Below are 19,330 nucleotides of genomic sequence, written 5' to 3'. Positions count from 1 at the left end.
GGCCTTTTCATTTTACCTATTCTTCTTACGAAGTGATTTTAAGCTTTTAGCTTCAACAGTAGATTCTTCTGAAGATTTTGTCTCAGTTTCCGCTTTTTTGGTCTTTTTCCGCTTTTTCTTTTTCTTAGGTTCATCATCTTCAACAGCTTCGCCATCCTCAATTGCTTGCCAATACTCAAGTTGTTCCATAACAGCTGCATAGATTGAATTTTTACTATATCGACCTTTCTTATCTAGTGTACCCACTGGACGAGCCATTAGAATTTCTAAGGCTTGATCAATAGTTTCAATCGCATGGACATGGAACTGACCTGCTTGAACCGCTTCAATTACATCTTGACGTAGCATCAAATGTTGCATGTTTTGACGTGGAATAATGACGCCTTGTTTGCCCGTTAAGCCTTGAAGTTTACATGCATCGTAGAAACCTTCGATTTTTGCATTTACTCCACCAATTGGTTGTACTTGACCGAGTTGGTTCATAGAACCTGTAATCGCCCATGATTGGTCAATTGGAATTTGAGAAATGGCAGAAATTAAAGCTGAAAGTTCTGCAACTGTGGCACTATCACCATCCACTTGCCCATAGCTTTGCTCAAACGCTAATGCTGCGGAGAAATGTAAGATTTGTTCACGGCCAAAGTGTGCTTTTAAGAAGCTTGACATGAGCAACACGCCTTTGGCATGAAGCGAACCGCCTAACTCGACACTACGTTCAATATCTAAAATATCACCGCCGCCTTGATACACAGAAGCTGTTAGACGCGATGGTAATCCAAATTCGACATCAGCATAATGAATCACTGAGAGTGCATTGATCTGACCGAGACGATGCCCTGAAGTTTCAATCAATTGTGTTCCACGCGAAAGATCTTGCCAATATAACTCTCTTAAATAGCCTAAGCGGTATTGACGATGATGTAATGCTTGGTTGACATGCTGATCTGTGACGATTTTGTCATCAGCTTTAAAGGCATGGTGGTGTGCTTCTCGAATTAAATCACCTAAGGTAGAGGCATGAAGTGAAAGAGAGCTTTGATCTTCTGCTTGACGACTAGAGTCGGTGAGTAAAGCGGCGAGCGCTGAACGATCAAATGGAAGCAATTTATCGGCTTGAACATAGTCTGCAATCAATTGCATGTAGGCCTGTTCATTGCTGTTATTACGTTGCAAGGTATCAGTAAAATCTGCGCGAATTTTAAAGACACTGCCTAATTCTGGTTCAACTTCTAAAATTTCATAATAAATTTCAGGTTCTGCCAGTAAAACAACTTTGATATCTAGAGGAACAGAAGCAGGCTCAATCGAAATGCTGCCTGTTAATGTTAGCATATGTTCTAACGAAGAAAGTTTGAGCTGACCTGATTTCAATGCACGTTTTAAACCTTGCCATGCATAAGGTTGTTCAAGCAATTGCTCCGCTTCGAGCATTAAGAAGCCACCGTTGGCTTGATGTAATGAACCTGGGCGAATTAAGGTAAAGTCGGTAGTAATCGTACCATTATGTGTAAGTTGCTCAACATGACCCAATAAATTGTAGTGCGTTGGAAAATCTTCAAAAATGACTGGAGCACCACTATTTGGCTTATTGGCAATAATTACATTAGCTTGATAACGTGATGGAACACGATTAAATAAAGCAGGCGTAAAATCATCTTCTTCTTGTTCTAAAATCAGCTCAACATTATCAATAATATCTTCAGCATAATGTTTTAGGTATAAGTCGAGACCTTTTACTTCTTTGTTTTTATTTAAAATTGACTCCATACGTGGTGTAACCACTTGAGTGGCAATTTCACGGTTTAAAATTGATACTTGATCACGAGCATCGTCTTCTAAATCACCAAGATGTAATCCTAAACGCTCTAGCTTTTTCTCCATATAACGCATATTGGATGTGATTTCAGCACGTTCTTTGCTGCTTAGCGCATCAAGATCATTTTTTGTTAATTCTTGATATTCATTTTCTATGAGCTGCATTGGAATAAAGACGTGTTTGTCATCACGAGAAATCAACTTTAAATCGAGTTCTTGTCCTTCTTTAGTGAGTTCTATTAAAGCTTGCTGCTGGACATCACCTGTATCTTGACGAATGCGTTCAATGCGATTGTGATAGCTTTCAGCACTAAAACGACGTTCCAATTGTTTTAGTATGATTTGCCATGTTTGCTGTAAAGCATTTTGAAATTTTGTACCTTGTCCTGCAGGAAAGCGTAGTGCAATTGGTTGTCTTGGATTTTTGAAGTTATTGACATAAACCCAATCGTTTGGTGTAGGCATGCTTTTAGCGTGTTGCTGAAGCAACCGTTTAATCATGGTACGTTTGCCGAGACCCGCTGTGCCAACTGCAAAAATATTATAGCCAGAGTATGGTAAGGAAATACCAGCTTCTACTGAAGCACGTGCACGATCTTGCCCAAGAAAGTTATTGAGGGGTTTGATACGTTTAGTTGAACTCGGAATCTCAGCTAAATTTAGAATATGCGTGAGTTGTTCAGGCGTAAGTGCTGTTTTCTTAAGTGTCGTTTGAATATCCGTCTGCTCAAAGGCGCTTGGTAAAGAATTGATTTTCGCTGTAGTCGTGTTTGTTGGTGTTGAAGATAAAGTTGTTGCAGTCATTTGATCAAGTTTTTGGGTCACTATTGCTATCCAACAAAGAAACGAAAGTTAAGTAATTAAAGGTATACAGTTTTAGGTCTAAAGATCAAGCGAACTTGTGTTTTTTATCGACAAAACAAAACAATGGTTGCATAAAGCAACTTGCAAGCAAGAGCAAGAAACGATTGAATAGGCACATTCACGCATGTTCATGGAAAATAATAACCAATGACAACTCAAGCCACTGGGTGGGCATCCGCATTTAAAGCTTTTTTAGATCGCCGTGCACTGATTATGCTATTTCTTGGTTTCTCGGCAGGGATACCCATTTTATTGATTTTTTCTAGCTTGTCTTTATGGCTTGGTGAAGCAGGAATTGATAAAAGTGCTGTGACATTTTTTAGTTGGGCGGCATTAGGTTACTCTTTTAAATTCGTTTGGGCACCATTGATTGATGAATTGCCTGTTCCATTATTAACGAAAAGTTTAGGTCGCCGTCGTGCTTGGTTGTTGATTGCACAGTCTTTGATTATATGTGCAATTTGTATTATGGCATTTTCCGACCCAGCACTTGGACAAAGCTATTTAATTCAAATGGCAGTTGGTGCAGTTTTATTAGGATTCTCGGCAGCGACTCAAGATATTGTCATCGATGCTTATCGTATTGAACTAGCTGAAAGTGAGATGCAAACGGTTTTAGCTTCAACTTACAATGCAGGTTATCGTATTGGGATGATCGTTGCGGGTGCAGGAGCTTTATTTCTTGCTGCTTATTTAGGTACAGCTAAAGGCAATTATATCTATGAAGCATGGAAATATACTTATCTGACCATGGCAGCAGTCATGGTGGTTGGTATTATTACAACTTTATGCATTCGTGAACCTCAAGTAAATCGTGTTTATAAACATTATAAAACTACAGATTACTATCGCTTAGTCTTTGTATTCTTTATTGCTGTTGCAACTTTTGTTGTCAGTTATATTTACTCTGGGAATGTAACAGATGCTACCGCTAAAGCTGCAAATATTAAAGACACCGCCGCTTTATTTGGTTTAGAAGCCCTGCGCTTTTTTACTGCTACAGCCACAGCTTTATTCGTTGGTTTTGGTTTAGTTAAAACTGGCGTCGTGAATCAACAAATGGCTAAAGAAACTTGGGTTGCCCCAATTTTAGATTTCTTTAAACGCTATGGTATTAAACTTGCCTTAGTTCTTCTACTGTTAATTGGTTTTTTCCGAATCTCAGACATCATTGCAGGAGTGATTTCCAATGTGTTTTATCAAGATCTAAATTTCAGTAAAGAACAAATTGCTGAGGCTGTGAAAATCTATGGTGTGATCTTTAGTTTAGTAGGTGGTTTTCTCGGTGGTTTGTTAGCGCAGCGCATGAACATTATGAAACTTATGTTCGTGGGTGCAGTGTTGGCCAGTTCAACCAATTTAATCTTTATCGGCTTGGTCAAATCAGGTAAACCACTTGCTCCAGTTGAGGTTCAGGTCGGAAATAAACATTATCAAGTGCAAACCGATGATGTTGGATATTGGAAATTACAAGTGCCGAATGACGTCTTAGCAAAAGCAAATTCGGTACAGGTAAGTACTCAGTACCAAAATCAGAGCGATACCAATGTAACTCTTGCAATACCATATTTAGTAAATGCCCAGCACGCTCAGATTCAATTATTACCTATCAGTGGTGATGATCAATTAACGGAAAAAGAATTGAAGCAAAGTCTAGTCGTTAAAGGGCAATTAGCAGGGCTTAAAAGTGAAGACTTAAATGATGATAAGCCTGTTATCCTTAAATTAGATAATCAAGAGTTTACTGCGAAAGTGGATGATAAAGGAATATTTACTGGTGCTGTAGATGGAAAGCTATTACAAGCATCTTCCACTAAAACAATTAAAGCTTTTGTTAATTTAAAAAATAATAGTGCAAGCCAGTTATTTGCAACAAGATCATACCGTATCAATACTGCATCACATGTTGAAACTACACTCGATGTCGATATTCAGCCAATTGCTGTGGTCGATCCAAGTCGGTCAGGCACAATAGAACTTTCTGGGAAAGTGATTAAAGGCTATAGCTCATTGTGGCTCTATTTTGCCATTATTGTAGATAATTTAGCTTCAGGTTTGGCAGGTGCTGCATTTATTGCCTTTTTATCTAGCTTAACGAGTGTGTCATTTACTGCGGTTCAATATGCGATTTTTAGTTCTTTAATGACGCTCACACCCAAATTGTTGGGGGGATATTCAGGAACGATTGTGAGTAATATTGGCTACCCAAATTTCTTTTTAATGACGACTTTAATTGGAATTCCAATTTTGATTCTTGTGGTTTGGGTTGCGAAACTATTGCGTGACCATGAAAACCAAACAACTCAACAGACAGGTGAATAACTATGCGGATGTTACATACGATGTTACGAGTAGGTAATTTAGAACAATCTTTAAAGTTCTACACTGAGGTACTTGGTATGAAATTACTACGTCAACGTGATTATGAAGAGGGACGTTTTACTTTGGCTTTCGTGGGCTATGGTGATGAAGAAAATAGCACTGTGCTTGAGCTGACTCATAATTGGGATACCGCGAGTTATGACCTTGGTAATGCATATGGTCATATCGCGATTGGCGTAGACGATGCTTATAAAGCATGTGAGGAAATCAAAGCGCGTGGAGGGAAGGTCGTACGTGAAGCAGGTCCTATGAAAGGTGGTGTCACGGTGATCGCTTTTGTTGAAGATCCAGATGGTTATAAAGTTGAATTGATTCAACAAGATCAAAATGCTCGTAATAATTAATTTCGTATCTTGATCTACAATTTCTAATTTAAAGCCCTAGCTTTATTTATACAGCTCAGTATGATGTTTTGATCGAATGGTCAATAACCTCATGTTGGGCTGTATCATTATTAGTGAACAGATTGGGAAAAAGTTATGTTAAAGCTCTTGGCGCTAGATCGTTTCACAATATTATTGATAGCAATGGTAGTGCTAGCGACTTTCTTGCCAGTTTCAGGACAGGTTGCACATTACTTCAATATCCTAACGACAGTTGCGATTGCTATATTATTTTTTTTACACGGTGCCAAGTTGTCGCGTGAAGCTGTTGTGCAGGGAATGCTGCATTGGAAAATGCATGCATTGGTTTTTGCTTTTACTTTTGTAATTTTTCCTGCAATTGGGCTTTTAGCTAAACCTGTTTTGGAGCCACTTCTTGGACAGCAGTTGTACTGGGGCTTCTTATTTATGTGCTTCTTACCCTCAACTGTACAATCTTCAATTGCATTTACGTCGATTGCAAAAGGGAATGTTGCAGGAGCGGTTTGTAGTGCATCTTTCTCTAATATCATTGGGATGTTTATTACGCCAATCTTAGTGAGTTATTTTATCTTAGGTCAAAGCCAACATGGCTTTGATCCTACGCAATCGATTGTTCAAATTACCTTGTTACTATTGGTTCCATTTGTTCTAGGTCAGTTACTACGCCCTTATGTTTTTCCTTATATGATCAAATTACCAAGCTTAGTGAAAGCTTTCGATCAAGGATCAATCTTAATGGTAGTTTACGGTGCCTTTAGCAGTGCTGTAGTTGCAGGACTATGGCATCAAATTAGTGGATTAGCTTTGCTGTATTTAGTACTTGCATGCTCAGTTTTGCTTACTATTGTAATGTTGTTGGCTTTGTATTTACCAAAATGGTTGGGTTTTAATCAGGCAGATCAAGTTACGATTTTCTTCTGTAGCTCTAAAAAAACGCTAGCGAGTGGCGTGCCAATGGCGCAAATTCTGTTTATTGGTCAGCCTTTAGGTATGATTGTATTACCGATTATGATTTTTCATCAAATCCAATTAATGGTCTGTGGTGTAATTGCGAATCGTTGGTCAAAATCAAAACAAGAATAGTTCGCAAATTTTGATTTATTGGCGTATAATCTTCGCCACTTGTTGGCTTTGCTCTGATCTAAGGGTCTCGGTGAGTCAAAAGAAATGGTCTGTTGTGGTATTGATCTGCGAGTGTTAACACTCTGCTTTCCTCATCTTGAGAGTGATCAATTGCGATAACAGCTTAAGCCTTTCTTACTAAATAGGAGCATTGACCATGCGCGCCGATATTCACCCTAAATACGAAAAATTAGTTGCTACTTGCTCATGCGGTAACGTAATCGAAACTCGTTCTGCACTTGGTAAAGAAACTCTTTATCTTGACGTATGTTCAGCTTGCCACCCATTCTATACTGGTAAACAAAAGAATGTAGATACTGGTGGTCGTATCGACAAATTCAAACAACGTTTCTCTGGTATGTCACGTTCTATCAAACGTTAATATTGAGAAAACAAAAGAACGGGCGATATGCCCGTTTTTTTATGCTTCAGTTTTATTAAGGTATGTTGAAATCTATTGTGTACAAGACCTTATTGGTCTTGTACGTCAGTTAAGCGATCAAGTTTCTTTTGGAAGTAGTTACCTTGCAAGAAGCGGGCTTCTACATTCCATGCATTCGCAAACAAACTCATGTCATTGAGTTCGGTGAGTACAATCTCAACTTGCTTTTGAGCAATAAAATGAAGAATTTTCTCTTGTAGAATTGCCATTTCTTTTTCAGATCCTAGCATTTTCGCCAATTTGCGATGGAAGCTTAAATACTGCGTGTCGATCTGTTGAAGAATTGAGTCACTATAAAGAGAATCACCAAAGTTACGAATAGAAATCTCAGCGCCGTGTTGACGAAGTGATGCAATCAGAGGTTGAGCCTGTGATAAATTTTGCTGAAGAGCTTGCTCTGAGAATTGCAGAATTAAAGGATGAGCTTGTTTGCTTCCAATAATTGTTAATAATTTAGCAACCAATTCAGATAATTTTCTGTCATTCAATAAAATATGATGATTCAGGTTAATAATTAATTTAGCTTTTGGATATTGGGTAATGAAGTTATGCAATTGCTTACAGGCTTCTACTAGTACCCAACGGTCTAACTGAGCCGATAATTCATGATCATCTTTTAGATCACTAAGATCCATCAAGTCTAACCATTGATTATTATGAATAATACCGCCAGATACTTCATAAGTATGAGTGAATTGATCTTGTTTATCATAAAGCTGCTGATATTTTAGATGTATATCACCCTTATCTAATTTGTTTCTGAGCTCTTGTAAAAGATTGACTTCCATCGACATTGAAATTTTATCAGTTGTAAGACTAATATCACTGTCAATGGATGGATTTTTCAATAGTGGTAATGCATGCGTAAATGCTTGGGAAATAATTTTCTCAAAATTAGCATCATCTAATATTTGTTGGTCTAGTTCTTGATAACCCAGTTTTAAATGTAATGGGAAAGTGTGGTTTTCAGTGACCAATAACTGAGGTTTTTGTAAACCATTCAAACCTATAAGCAAAGAATTTAAAACTGTTTTTGATTCAGCTTGAATAAGCCCAACATACAAAGCCGTTTCTATTTGATAAATTGGAACATTGACTTGTTCTTTAATGAAATTTGCAATATTTGAAAAATAAGCTTTAGTTCCGCGCCAGTCCGTTTGAAAAACTTCGTTTGGACAATTATTCAGGCTAAATAAGATCAGTGCATTTGCATTGGCTGGGTGATTTGCTAAATAGCGATTAATTTGTTGCAGTGCTGAAGTGATTCCAGAAGCTTTTTCAGTTTGTACTGAAGTAGTTGTAGCAGTGGGTGCTGAAACAACTGTTGATGATGATTCACATTCAATATTCAGTTGTATTTCATCATCATTACCAGATGGTAAGAACTCAACATGTAGAGGATTATTCTTTACCATTGGATTTTGGGTGCGAATTTCAAAGCGTGCTTGTTCGAATAAGCCTTGGGAAATTCTTTTAAAGCGTAATTTAAACTGACCTAAATCTTCAGGTTGTAAAATATCAAGTATTGGTAAGCCAATAACGTCATCTTCGCTATCGAAACCAAATAGGTGAGCATATTCAGCATTCGCTTTGATATGAATACCTTCTTGTAGAATTGCAACTGCTTTATGTGTTTCAGCAACAAGTGATTGGGCTTGTGTTTGAGCTGCCTCTAATTCAGTAAGTAAACGGTGCTCTGCTTGTACTAAACGACTGAATGAAAGTGATCTAATAATACTGATATAAAATTCTTCTGGCGCCTTTAAGTTCACAACATCATAAATACCTTTATGAATGTAATTTTGATATAGCGCTGAATTATAGTCATCTGGCTCAAGCAGTAGAATGGGTAAACTTGGTTGTGCTGATGCATGAATAAGAGAAAGCGTTTGTTCAATTTTTAGATCATAAGCACGTCCAAAAATTACAATATCCCAAGGCAAATTCAATTGTTTTTCAAAAGTTTTTAAATCATCAAGTAAAATAGCCTGTACTTGATGTTCTTGCTGCGCAAAAAGCTCTAAAACTTGATTATACCTTAATTGGTTATCATCAATAATGAGTAAGCGCGTTTCAGTTCGTTTCAACTTTTTAGAGAGTAAAGAATTTCTCACTTCAATGCTTCCCATAAATCTTGGTCATTTGTATCCATATTTTTTTGCGCAATAAATTTATTAAGAACGGGTTGTTCTTCTTCATTAAGTAGTTCAAAGTCGAATTGAACAAAACTTTGGGTAATTAGTTGTGCAGTCAACAGATACACTTTTACTTCCTCTTTCCCTAATCTCAAATGAACAGCTTGCTGTTCGCGAAAAATTTGCGAGCCTGGCAAAATTATTGTTGTTTTAGTTTCATCTAAATTTTGATTTTTTAAAATAAGCGCAGGGTGATAATTACTAATATGACGATCTGCTTGTACACGAACTGCACAAGGGAAAATTTCTTGCGCTAAAACCTCTAAGCCTAATTCTAAACTTTTTTCACTTGATTGCTTTAACCAACGAATTACACCGCCGCGCCAATGCCCGTGAGAGGTTTCTTTTACAAGAATATATTCACCTGTTCGTAGATTTTTTGGCGCTTCTGCTGACCATTTAATTCGATAACCATTGACACTAATATCTAAAATATCTGCTTGATAAATTGCTTTATTTTCTCGGCTTAAACGCTGAATTGAGGATTCTTGATTTCCAGAAGAATCTTTTTTATCCCAAGTCGATAGAAATTTTGATTCACTTTGTAGTCCATACCCGTGTTCTAAGAGTAATGTTTCACCAAAGTTTTTTGCTTTGGATAAATAGAAATGGGCAGTTAAGAGTCCAAAACAAATATGTAGTTGAGCTGAATATTCATAGCGTTCATGGCGACGTTCTGCCGTAGATCCTAAAATCGTCTGAACGTGAAATTTTAGAGCAGGTGTGAGGTAAATCTTTTCATTTTTAGAAATATATTCAGCATTTTTATGTAATGTTGCTGTCACATGATCAAGTAAACCATTTGTACTAATAAAGATATTAGGATTAAATCCTGAACTTTGTTTCTTGTTATATATTGGCGGATGATCTTTAGTTGTATCAACAACGTATTTAGTTAAATCAGTCTCTTTAGATAAGAGTTGTAGCATTTTGGCCCAGTCAAAGCTGCATTGAAATAGGGCTTGAATTTCTGTTTGACGAATTTGATTAGTATTAAAAATATCCATCAAAATTAATTGAGCATAAGCCTGAGCAATGTTATTAAGGCTATTTGGCTTAGTTTGAGCCTGTTCAATAGTCACATGATGATACTTATGTGTCACTGCTGCATCGTACAATTGATGTGCAATGAGCCACTGTCCTGCAACAGGTTCACTATATAACATGTGTTGTTGATAGAGAAGCTGCGTAAGTTGTTGCAATGCTTGGAAGGTTGCAAGTGTTCTAGCAGTATGTAAATTTTTCTTTTGGTTCAGTGCAAAAATAGAAAATTTTTGATTTTCCAATTGTTCGCTACTGCGACGAACAATATTGATATAAATAGCCGCAAAATAGCAGCGTAATAGCATTGCCAGTTCAATAATGTGCTCATTACGATCTGAACTTATTACACCCTGATTAAAAAAGTTTTTTTCTAAGCTGCCTAAGATATTTTCAATCGTTGGATGTAAGGTCTGAATGAGATCAAAACGTAATGTTTCTGAACAATCTAATTCACAAAGCTCTAATAAGGCTGCAAACAATGCTTTTGAAGTATCACCCAACTGCATGATTGAGAGGGTTGAAATCCATTCTGTTAAACTTTTTGCGTTTGCATCACAAAAACTGAGTTTATCCCGTCTTAAAACAGTGGGAATTTGAAAAATATCCGAAAATGCATTATTCATCATTGTAATCAATCTCAGAACGTTTGAACCCCAAAAAGCGGTGTTTTATTTTTTTCGCCCGCAATTTCCCTGACGAGTTTTGGAACTAAATATCCAGGTAAACTCGCTAATACATCACTGTATATATGATCTATCTCTGAAGATCTTAAGTCAAAATGTTGAGCACCTTTTACTTTATCCAATACATGTAAGTAATAGGGCATAACCCTCGCTTCAAATAGTCGATAACTTAGATCAGTCAAAGCTCCTGCAGAGTCATTCACACCTTTAAGTAAAACTGCCTGATTTAACACAGTAATATGATGTAATGATAACTGTAATAGCTTTGAACACGTGAAATCATCAAGTTCTGAAGCATGATTTGAGTGTATCACTACTATAATGCGTAGCCTACTGTTTTTTAAAATAGAAATAAGCTCTTCATCGATACGATTGGGAATAACAACTGGAACTCGTGAATGGATTCTCAATATTTTGAGTTGAGGTAAAGATTCTAATCGCTCTATCCAAAGTGCTATTTTTCGATTAGATAAAGTTAAAGGATCGCCCCCACTGAGAATGATTTCATTGATGGCAGGGTTGTCCTCAATATATTGCTTTATATTTAGCCAATCATCATTTTTAGGTAAATTTTCTTGATATGGAAAATGGCGGCGGAAACAATAACGGCAGTGAATTGCGCATGCACCTGTTAAGGTCAGTAAAAAGCGAGATTGGTATTTGTGTAAGACACCTGCCATTTGATTGGCTGCTTCCTCACCTAATGGGTCAGTAACAAATTCAGGATGTTCTTCAAGTTCAAGATGGTGTGGTAAAACCTGTAATAGCAAAGGGTCAAATGGATTCCCAATACGCATTTTTCCGACGAATGCACGTGGAACGCGTAATTTAAACTGTTCAGAGGCAAGTATTGCCCCTAATAATAATTGCTTGGTCGATAATTCAAGCAGATTTAACAACTCTAAAGGATCAGTAATTAGATCACTGAGTTGTGATTGCCAGTTTTGCTCTTGATGTAAATAGTTTATCATGCCATACGTTAAAATAGTGATAGCCTAAGCTGTGCGCGTAGTCTAGCACTAATAGATTTGAGTTTTAAGTTTGGAGTGAGCCTTTCATGGCCTATTATTCTACAAATGATTTTAAAGCAGGCCTTAAGGTTATGCTTGATGGCAACCCATGTTCAATCATGGAAAATGAATATGTAAAACCAGGTAAAGGTCAAGCATTTAACCGTGTGAAATTACGTAACCTTCGCTCAGGTAAAGTATTAGAAAAAACTTTCAAATCAGGTGACTCTTTAGAAGCGGCTGATATTGTTGAAGTTGAAATGGATTATCTTTACAACGATGGTGAAATGTGGAATTTCATGGATCCAGTATCTTTCGAGCAAATCGCTGCTGACAAAACTGCAATGGGCGATGCTGCGAAATGGTTAAAAGATGATTCTAATGAAAAATGTACGATCATGTTGTTCAATGGTGTACCTTTAAACGTTAATCCACCAAACTTTGTGGTGTTGAAAATCGTTGAAACTGATCCAGGTGTACGTGGTGATACTTCTGGCGGTGGCGGTAAGCCAGCGAAACTTGAAACAGGTGCAGTAGTACGTGTTCCATTATTCGTTCAGCAAGAAGAAAGTGTTCGTGTAGATACGCGTACAGGTGATTACCTAGAGCGCGCATAATCGTAAATGAGTAGCAATGCTACGTAAGCTATACGATTATCGAAGGGATGATTAAACAATCATCCCTTTTTTTATGCCAAAGTATTAGATAAATCATTTTTAATAACAGATAGACTTACAAAGATATTTCTTCTAAAGAAAATATAGACAGGGAAATCCAAAACTACAGCTTATGTATTTGAGAGGTTCTGAATGGAGACAGTACAAGCAAAGTCGACGCTATCCTCAAAAATTCTGTGGAGTTTAGTTGCCATCATTGGTGCAATTTCATTTGGAATTTTGGCGGTAAGTCGTGGAGAGCATGTCAATGCGGTTTGGCTCGTTCTTGCCGCAGTTTGTGTTTATAGCATTGCATATCGGTTCTACAGTTTATTTATTGCAACAAAAGTCTTTGAATTAAATCCTAAACGCTTAACACCAGCACATCGTTTGAATGATGGTCTGGATTATGTGCCCACCAATAAATACGTTTTATTTGGACATCATTTCGCTGCTATCGCAGGTGCAGGGCCTTTGGTTGGGCCAATTCTTGCAGCGCAAATGGGTTATTTACCAGGAACCATTTGGCTTTTGGTCGGTGTGGTGATTGCAGGCGCGGTACAAGATTTTCTGGTGCTATTTATCTCAACTCGGCGTGATGGTCGGTCTTTGGGTGAAATGGCAAAGCAGGAGTTAGGTACTTTCGCAGGTGTTATTGTGATGTTGGGTACGCTCGGTGTCATGATTATTATTCTTGCGGTACTTGCATTGGTTGTCGTAAAAGCTTTGGCTCATAGTCCATGGGGGGTGTTCAGTATCGCAGCAACCATCCCAATTGCATTATTCATGGGCATATACATGCGTTATCTACGCCCAGGGAAAATTGCTGAGGTTTCGATTATTGGTTTTGTGCTAATGATGGCGGCGATTGTCTTTGGTGGTGATGTAGCAAAAGACCCTTACTGGGGGCAATTGTTCACCTTAACTGGAACTCAGCTAACTTGGGCACTCATCATTTATGGCTTTATTGCGTCAGTATTACCTGTGTGGTTATTGTTGGCCCCTCGTGACTATCTATCAACCTTCCTTAAAATTGGTGTAATTGCTGGTCTGGCAATTGGAATTATCTTTGCAATGCCTGAACTCAAAATGCCTGCGGTGACTCATTTTGTAGATGGTACAGGTCCTGTCTTTGCAGGTAGTTTATTTCCATTTCTTTTTATTACGATTGCTTGTGGGGCAATTTCTGGTTTCCATGCCTTGGTATCTTCAGGGACAACACCAAAGCTGGTTGATAATGAAGTCAATATTCGTATGATCGGTTATGGCGGCATGTTGATGGAATCATTTGTCGGTATCATGGCAATGATCTGCGCAACCGTGCTTGATCCAGGGATTTATTTTGCGATTAATGCACCTGCTGCCGTTTTAGGTACAAATGTTGATACTGCTGCGGAAGCGGTAAGAAATCTTGGTTTTGTGGTAAGTCCTGAAATGCTTACTGTACTAGCACAAGAAGTAGGCGAAAGTTCAATCCTTTCTCGGACTGGTGGAGCGCCAACTTTTGCGATTGGTATGGCTCATATCATTTCGGAAATTTTCAATAGTCGTGCAATGATGGCATTTTGGTATCATTTTGCCATTTTATTTGAAGCATTATTTATTTTGACGGCAGTCGATGCGGGAACACGTGCTTGTCGCTTCATGGTACAGGATACCGTCGGGATTGTTGTGCCTGCAGTAAAACAATCTGGTTCATTTTCTGGAAATCTAGTTGGAACTTTTGTTGCGGTTGCTGGATGGGGTTTCTTCGTTTATCAAGGCGTAGTGGACCCTCTTGGTGGCATTAATTCTTTATGGCCATTATTTGGAATTGGAAATCAAATTCTCGCTTCTATGGCATTGATCTTGGGTACGGTTATTTTATTCAAGATGAAGAAAGAGAAGTATGTTTGGGTGACGATTGTTCCAACGATTTTCCTATTTATTACTTCCATGACAGCGGGCTGGCAAAAGATTTTCCACGAAAACCCGAAGATTGGCTTCCTCGCTCAAGCGAATCGTTTCTCTGATGCAATTGCACGTGGAGATGTTCTTGCACCTGCGAAGTCAGTTGCTGAAATGCAGACGATTGTATTGTCGAATCAGATTAATGCAGTACTTTGTGGATTCTTTATGATTGTTGCAATTGTTATGATTATTGCTTCAATAGGAATTATTCGTCGTGCTTTACAAAGCCCTGTCCCAACAGTACATGAAGCACCTGCCGTATTTACTGAAACTGCAATGACAGCAGAAACAGTGAGGGGAGAGTCGTGATGGATTTTAAAATTGCTCGGCAAGGAAGTGCTGTGATTGTGAAGATTATTAAATTCACTATCATGTCGCAAAAACACTTACTTTTATCTCCGAAGAATTGGTCTCGTATTGCAACTTTATGGCAAAACTTGCAAAAAAGTTTTCGTTTGATGGTGGGTGTGCCTGATTATGAAAACTACGTAAAGCATATGCAGGCACATCATCCAGATTTAACGCCAATGGATGCTAAGACTTTTTATCGTCATTGTATCGATGCGCGTTATCCTTCATCAGGTGGGAATTTGAAAAAATGTCCTTGCTAGAAGTCATTTGATTTCTTTGAAAAAAAACTAAAACAGTGTATGTTGAATCATGCACTGTTTTAGTTTGGGGATTGCGTTATGTGGGGCATGGAAAAAGCTTCTATTCAAGAAAAACAACAAAAAAATCAAGAAGTAGAGCAAAATATTAAAAATTTTACTCAGAAAATCGAACGTTTTTTGGTTGAAGTGAATCAACTTATTTTAGATAAACCACAACAAACTAAATTAGCGCTGACCTGTTTATTGGCAGGTGGGCATGTACTGTTTGAAGATTTACCAGGATTAGGTAAAACGACTCTAGCCAGTGCTTTGGCTCGTCTAGCAGGACTACATTTTCAGCGGATTCAATTTACCAATGACATGTTGGCGAGTGATGTCATTGGGATCAATATTTTTAATCAAAAAGAACATTTATTTGAGTTCAAGAAAGGGCCTATTTTTACTCAGATTTTATTGGCAGATGAGATCAATCGTTGTAGTCCAAAAACACAGAGTGCATTACTTGAAGCTATGGAAGAAGGTGCGGTAACTGTTGATGGAGTCCATTATGAATTACCACAACCATTTTGGGTCTTAGCAACGCAAAATCCACTATTTCAAAGTGGAACTTATGCTTTGCCTGAGTCACAACTTGACCGTTTCTTGATGCGTTTATCGCTTGGTTATCCATCTCGCCAAGCTGAAAAACTACTGTTACAGCAAAGCTCACGTCAGGTTTTAATTCATCAATTAGAAGCAGTATTTACGCAAGTTGATATTTTGCAATTACGTGAATTAGCAAAACAGGTTTTTTTAAGTGATGCTGTACTCAATTATATTTTAGATTTGGCTGCTGAAACACGTAAACAACGGCATGGCTTATCAACACGTGGAGTATTGGCATTAAAAGCTGCTGCACAAGCTTATGCACTGGTTGAAGGTCGTAGCTTTGTGACCACTGATGATGTGCAAACAGTTTTTGTTGCCGTGGTTGCTCATCGTTTAAGTTTAGGCGAAATAGAGGTAAAACAAATTTTGCAGTCGGTTGATGTCCTATAGTTGAGGTTGGCTTATGCAAAGGATTCAGCAGTGGATTGCGAAACGTTTTCAAGTTGATGGGACTAAAACCCTGTTACAGAAAGATGTTTTGGTTTTTATCTACAAGCAAGGTTTTTTATATCTCGTTCTGATTCTAATTACCTTTATTGCAGGTATTAACTATGCAAATAACTTAATTTTAGGTTTTTGCTTTTTAATCAGTGCGATTTTATGTATTAGTTTCTATCTCACCTTCAAGCAATTGCATGTTCTGCAGATTGATCTGATTGCAGCTGAAGTTGGGCAAGTCGATCAACCTTTAATTCTAAAACTTCACTTTAATCAGCCATCCGTCATGACCCGATATTTACGTATTCAATGGCTGCAACAAGAACAATTAATTTATTTAGATCAGCAACAACAGACCTTCGAACTGGCTTTTTTTCCGAAGCAGCGTGGTTTATTTGAATTTGGTGCAATGAAAATTTATTCGACCTATCCTTTAGGTTTGGTGCGAGCGTGGACTTATTTATATCCAAAACAAAAAGTGTGGATTGCACCTAAAGCGTATGATTGGCAAAAAGAACATAAAAATCAGCCAACCAATGCGAACGATAGTTTAGATGAATTTAAGGAGCTTAGGGCCTTTCAACAAGGTGATTCTTATCAAAATGTGGCATGGAAGCAAGTTGCTCGAGGACAGGGCTTTTTTATAAAAATGTTTGAGGCTCAAGCCAATCATCAACATTTAGAAATTGATTATCAAAAAATTCCTGCGCAAAGTCATGAAGAAAAATTAAGCTATATGATGGGATTAATTGAGCAATGTGAACAACTTGGTGATGATTATGCATTGATACTGCCGCATGCAAGATTAGAAACTGGTCAGGGGCAGATACAGCTTCTTCAAGCAAAACTTCTACTTGCACAGGCTTAAGATTATGACCAAACAAATCTATTTTTGCATTTTAGCTGTATTGGCATTTGTATTAATTGGGCAAGTGGCTTTTATTCCTGTGACATTGAGTGGGTTGTGGGGCGTTATTTGGCTTATATTGGTATGGCGATATAGCAAACAAAAAATTTCACCATTTCCACGCTTATTTTTAGTTTTTTTCTCTTTATTATCTTTAGGCCTTATTTATTTAAATTATCAAACTTTACTAGGAGTAGAAGCAGGAGTCGCATTTTTAAGTACGTGTTTATTTGCGAAAAGTTTGGAAGCCAAGAATACCCGCGATTTATTGATCGTATTTAACTTTGCCTTATTTGTCAGTGCGAGTTTATTGTTACATAGTCAGGCATTCTGGATGGCTGTCTTTGTTTTTTCAGCATTTGTGATGTGTTTGATGGGGTTATATCGGATTCAAACCGGTCTATTTAACCATCATCAATTATCATCAAATCAGTTAAAAAATGATGTTAAACAAATTCTAAAATTTGTCGGAATTGCTACTCCATTCTTTATTATATTATTTATTTTCTTTCCTCGCTTGCCACCACTTTGGGCAATTCCAATTCATAAGAATCAAGCAACTACAGGAATCAGTGATCGTATGTCTCCTGGAGATATTGCACAATTATCACAATCTTCTGCTTTAGCTTTTCGTGTTGTTGCGGATATGAGGCAATTGCCAAATAGACAAGAGTTGTATTGGCGTGCTTTAGTCTTGGATGAATATGATGGTACAACATGGACCAGTAGTTTTTATAATCAGCAAATTAAAAATGTAAATTCAAACTCTAGCAGAGTAGCTTATCAATATTTAGCTGCCGATGAGCAAGCAAATTGGATCATGGGGTTGGAATATTCCATTCCACAAGAACGTTATTTACAATTGTATCAAGATGATAGTATACGTCCATTAAAGCTGATTAAACGTAATCAACCCATACAAATGTTTTGGTTAGGACAAGCATCAACATCCTCTATTTTGTTATCGCCACGTCAAATTGAATTTAGTACTCAATTTGATGAAGATCGCGATGAGAAAGCACAACAATTAGCCCATCAACTGTTTGAACAAAGTCAGCGACTGCCTGAAAAATATATTAAAACTGTGCTGAATTGGTATAGAAAGAATAACTTCGTTTATACGCTGACCCCAGGAACATTAAGTGGGGATCGTATAGATCAATTTTTATTTTCTAGTCGAAAGGGTTTCTGTGAACATTATGCATCTAGTTTCGTGATGCTGATGCGCTATGCAGGGATTCCTGCCAGAGTTGTGACAGGTTATCAAGGTGGACAGTTTGCATTAGATGGAGAAAGTTGGGAGGTTCGTCAACTTGATGCACATGCGTGGAGTGAGGTTTATCTGCATGGTCAATGGAAAAGAGTCGATCCTACAGCAATGATTGCACCACAACGTATAGATGCTGGAATGCAGAATTATATGGCGGAGGATCAGAAAGTTTGGGGAGATGCGCAGGCACAAGCATGGCGTTTACAGCAATTTAAATTTTTGAAAAATATGCGTGTTTGGAGTGACTATTTAAGTTATCAATGGCAGTCCAAAGTTGTTGGTTATGATGCTGTTAAACAAAAAAATTGGTTATCTAAGCTAGGCTTTAATTCAAGTTATAGTTATGTGCTGATCTTAATTATTGGTATTGCAGGAATTTTAGCTGTGTATGTTGGTTTTTATTGGTGGAGACAAACTAAGCAGCAAGAATTATATGAGCGTATTATCACCCAATTTCAAAAGCAATTACCTAAACATTTGCATAAAAGATCAGCGGAAACATTCCAAGTTTGGATGCAACGTTTATCAAGTGTAAATAGTGATCAAAAATCATTTCAGCAAGTAGTTGTGTTATATCAAAAAATCGTTTTTTTAGAACAGAATAGTCAGCAAAATATTCAAGAATTTAGAAAACTGCTTAAAGTCTGTGCGAACGCAATTAAACAATCTCAAAAAAACTTGTGAACCTGATTAAAAATGAATATCATGCTCTCATTCTAGGTGTATAGCTCAGTTGGTTAGAGCGCTACGTTGACATCGTAGAGGTCTCCAGTTCGAGTCTGGATATACCTACCAAGATATTAAATTTGTATGTCTGTGTATCACGATATATAAGTTAAAAAGCCCTAAATATCATGTATTTAGGGCTTTTTTATTGCTTTATATGCCGTTATATAAAGATACATACCACTGTTGGTTTTGTATCATA

At 37.5% G+C, this 19,330-nt stretch carries 14 protein-coding genes and 1 tRNA gene; 11 read left to right on the top strand and 4 right to left on the bottom strand.

Annotated features, from left to right (window positions below):
• Window positions 1-12: 12 nt before the first annotated feature.
• Entirely contained in the window at window positions 13-2,640 is a 2,628-nt protein-coding gene (locus IEV17_RS02360; RefSeq protein ID WP_004662925.1) for a Lon protease family protein, read from the bottom strand.
• 186 nt (window positions 2,641-2,826) lie between these two features.
• Between IEV17_RS02360 and IEV17_RS02355 the strand changes: the two genes are divergently transcribed.
• The 4 genes from IEV17_RS02355 (at window position 2,827) to rpmE (ending at window position 6,930) form a co-directional block, all read left to right on the top strand.
• The gene (locus IEV17_RS02355) at window positions 2,827-5,001 is read left to right on the top strand and encodes an AmpG family muropeptide MFS transporter (RefSeq protein ID WP_004662924.1); all 2,175 of its coding nucleotides are present in this window, start codon (window positions 2,827-2,829) and stop codon (window positions 4,999-5,001) included.
• Window positions 5,002-5,003: 2 nt separating this feature from the next.
• Window positions 5,004-5,405: a lactoylglutathione lyase gene (gloA, locus tag IEV17_RS02350; RefSeq protein WP_004662922.1), complete on the top strand. Its 402-nt coding sequence runs from the start codon at window positions 5,004-5,006 to the stop codon at window positions 5,403-5,405.
• A gap of 135 nt (window positions 5,406-5,540) precedes the next feature.
• Complete coding sequence (locus IEV17_RS02345) at window positions 5,541-6,509, top strand: bile acid:sodium symporter family protein (RefSeq protein WP_004662920.1); 969 nt, start codon at window positions 5,541-5,543, stop codon at window positions 6,507-6,509.
• Window positions 6,510-6,705: 196 nt separating this feature from the next.
• Window positions 6,706-6,930 (top strand): 50S ribosomal protein L31, encoded by a 225-nt coding sequence (gene rpmE / locus IEV17_RS02340; protein WP_004662919.1) that lies wholly within the window; start codon window positions 6,706-6,708, stop codon window positions 6,928-6,930.
• A gap of 89 nt (window positions 6,931-7,019) precedes the next feature.
• Here rpmE and IEV17_RS02335 read toward each other — a convergent pair whose 3' ends face one another.
• The 3 genes from IEV17_RS02335 to epmB are packed head-to-tail and all read right to left on the bottom strand — an operon-like array spanning window position 7,020 to window position 11,883.
• Complete coding sequence (locus tag IEV17_RS02335) at window positions 7,020-9,119, bottom strand: EAL domain-containing protein (protein WP_034601528.1); 2,100 nt, start codon at window positions 9,117-9,119, stop codon at window positions 7,020-7,022.
• On the bottom strand, window positions 9,101-10,855 hold the full coding sequence (locus IEV17_RS02330) for a cyclic-di-GMP receptor FimW-related protein (RefSeq protein WP_004662916.1): 1,755 nt from the start codon (window positions 10,853-10,855) through the stop codon (window positions 9,101-9,103). The genes IEV17_RS02335 and IEV17_RS02330 overlap by 19 nt, the downstream gene beginning before the upstream one ends.
• A gap of 11 nt (window positions 10,856-10,866) precedes the next feature.
• On the bottom strand, window positions 10,867-11,883 hold the full coding sequence (epmB, locus tag IEV17_RS02325; protein WP_004662914.1) for an EF-P beta-lysylation protein EpmB: 1,017 nt from the start codon (window positions 11,881-11,883) through the stop codon (window positions 10,867-10,869).
• A gap of 86 nt (window positions 11,884-11,969) precedes the next feature.
• On the opposite strand from epmB, the gene efp reads away from it, so the two are divergent.
• The 7 genes from efp (at window position 11,970) to IEV17_RS02290 (ending at window position 19,197) form a co-directional block, all read left to right on the top strand.
• Window positions 11,970-12,539 (top strand): elongation factor P, encoded by a 570-nt coding sequence (gene efp, locus IEV17_RS02320; protein WP_004662912.1) that lies wholly within the window; start codon window positions 11,970-11,972, stop codon window positions 12,537-12,539.
• Window positions 12,540-12,731: 192 nt separating this feature from the next.
• Window positions 12,732-14,837: a carbon starvation CstA family protein gene (locus IEV17_RS02315; RefSeq protein ID WP_004662910.1), complete on the top strand. Its 2,106-nt coding sequence runs from the start codon at window positions 12,732-12,734 to the stop codon at window positions 14,835-14,837.
• Window positions 14,834-15,139: a YbdD/YjiX family protein gene (locus IEV17_RS02310; protein WP_171062417.1), complete on the top strand. Its 306-nt coding sequence runs from the start codon at window positions 14,834-14,836 to the stop codon at window positions 15,137-15,139. Before IEV17_RS02315 ends, IEV17_RS02310 begins: the two co-directional genes overlap by 4 nt.
• 78 nt (window positions 15,140-15,217) lie before the next feature.
• Window positions 15,218-16,177, top strand: coding sequence for an AAA family ATPase (locus IEV17_RS02305; protein ID WP_004662907.1), 960 nt, complete (start codon window positions 15,218-15,220; stop codon window positions 16,175-16,177).
• 13 nt (window positions 16,178-16,190) lie between these two features.
• Window positions 16,191-17,093 carry a DUF58 domain-containing protein gene (locus IEV17_RS02300; protein ID WP_004662906.1) on the top strand — a complete coding sequence of 301 codons (903 nt, stop codon included), beginning with the start codon at window positions 16,191-16,193 and terminating at the stop codon, window positions 17,091-17,093.
• A gap of 4 nt (window positions 17,094-17,097) precedes the next feature.
• Window positions 17,098-19,086 (top strand): transglutaminase TgpA family protein, encoded by a 1,989-nt coding sequence (locus IEV17_RS02295; protein ID WP_004662903.1) that lies wholly within the window; start codon window positions 17,098-17,100, stop codon window positions 19,084-19,086.
• A gap of 34 nt (window positions 19,087-19,120) precedes the next feature.
• A tRNA-Val gene (locus IEV17_RS02290) sits at window positions 19,121-19,197 on the top strand.
• Window positions 19,198-19,330 lie beyond the last annotated feature (133 nt).

This window comes from Acinetobacter modestus (genome assembly GCF_014636095.1).
In the GTDB taxonomy this organism is placed as follows: domain Bacteria; phylum Pseudomonadota; class Gammaproteobacteria; order Pseudomonadales; family Moraxellaceae; genus Acinetobacter; species Acinetobacter modestus.
This window is presented reverse-complemented; position numbering and strand designations above follow the sequence as displayed.

Bases quoted from the DNA above. Each gene is read 5' to 3' on its own strand.
- efp (WP_004662912.1), top strand. From the start codon at position 11,970: ATGGCCTATTATTCTACAAATGATTTTAAAGCAGGCCTTAAGGTTATG.
- epmB (WP_004662914.1), bottom strand. From the start codon at position 11,883: ATGATAAACTATTTACATCAAGAGCAAAACTGGCAATCACAACTCAGT.
- IEV17_RS02330 (WP_004662916.1), bottom strand. From the start codon at position 10,855: ATGATGAATAATGCATTTTCGGATATTTTTCAAATTCCCACTGTTTTA.
- IEV17_RS02345 (WP_004662920.1), top strand. From the start codon at position 5,541: ATGTTAAAGCTCTTGGCGCTAGATCGTTTCACAATATTATTGATAGCA.
- gloA (WP_004662922.1), top strand. From the start codon at position 5,004: ATGCGGATGTTACATACGATGTTACGAGTAGGTAATTTAGAACAATCT.
- IEV17_RS02355 (WP_004662924.1), top strand. From the start codon at position 2,827: ATGACAACTCAAGCCACTGGGTGGGCATCCGCATTTAAAGCTTTTTTA.
- IEV17_RS02305 (WP_004662907.1), top strand. From the start codon at position 15,218: ATGTGGGGCATGGAAAAAGCTTCTATTCAAGAAAAACAACAAAAAAAT.
- IEV17_RS02315 (WP_004662910.1), top strand. From the start codon at position 12,732: ATGGAGACAGTACAAGCAAAGTCGACGCTATCCTCAAAAATTCTGTGG.
- IEV17_RS02300 (WP_004662906.1), top strand. From the start codon at position 16,191: ATGCAAAGGATTCAGCAGTGGATTGCGAAACGTTTTCAAGTTGATGGG.
- rpmE (WP_004662919.1), top strand. From the start codon at position 6,706: ATGCGCGCCGATATTCACCCTAAATACGAAAAATTAGTTGCTACTTGC.
- IEV17_RS02335 (WP_034601528.1), bottom strand. From the start codon at position 9,119: ATGGGAAGCATTGAAGTGAGAAATTCTTTACTCTCTAAAAAGTTGAAA.
- IEV17_RS02295 (WP_004662903.1), top strand. From the start codon at position 17,098: ATGACCAAACAAATCTATTTTTGCATTTTAGCTGTATTGGCATTTGTA.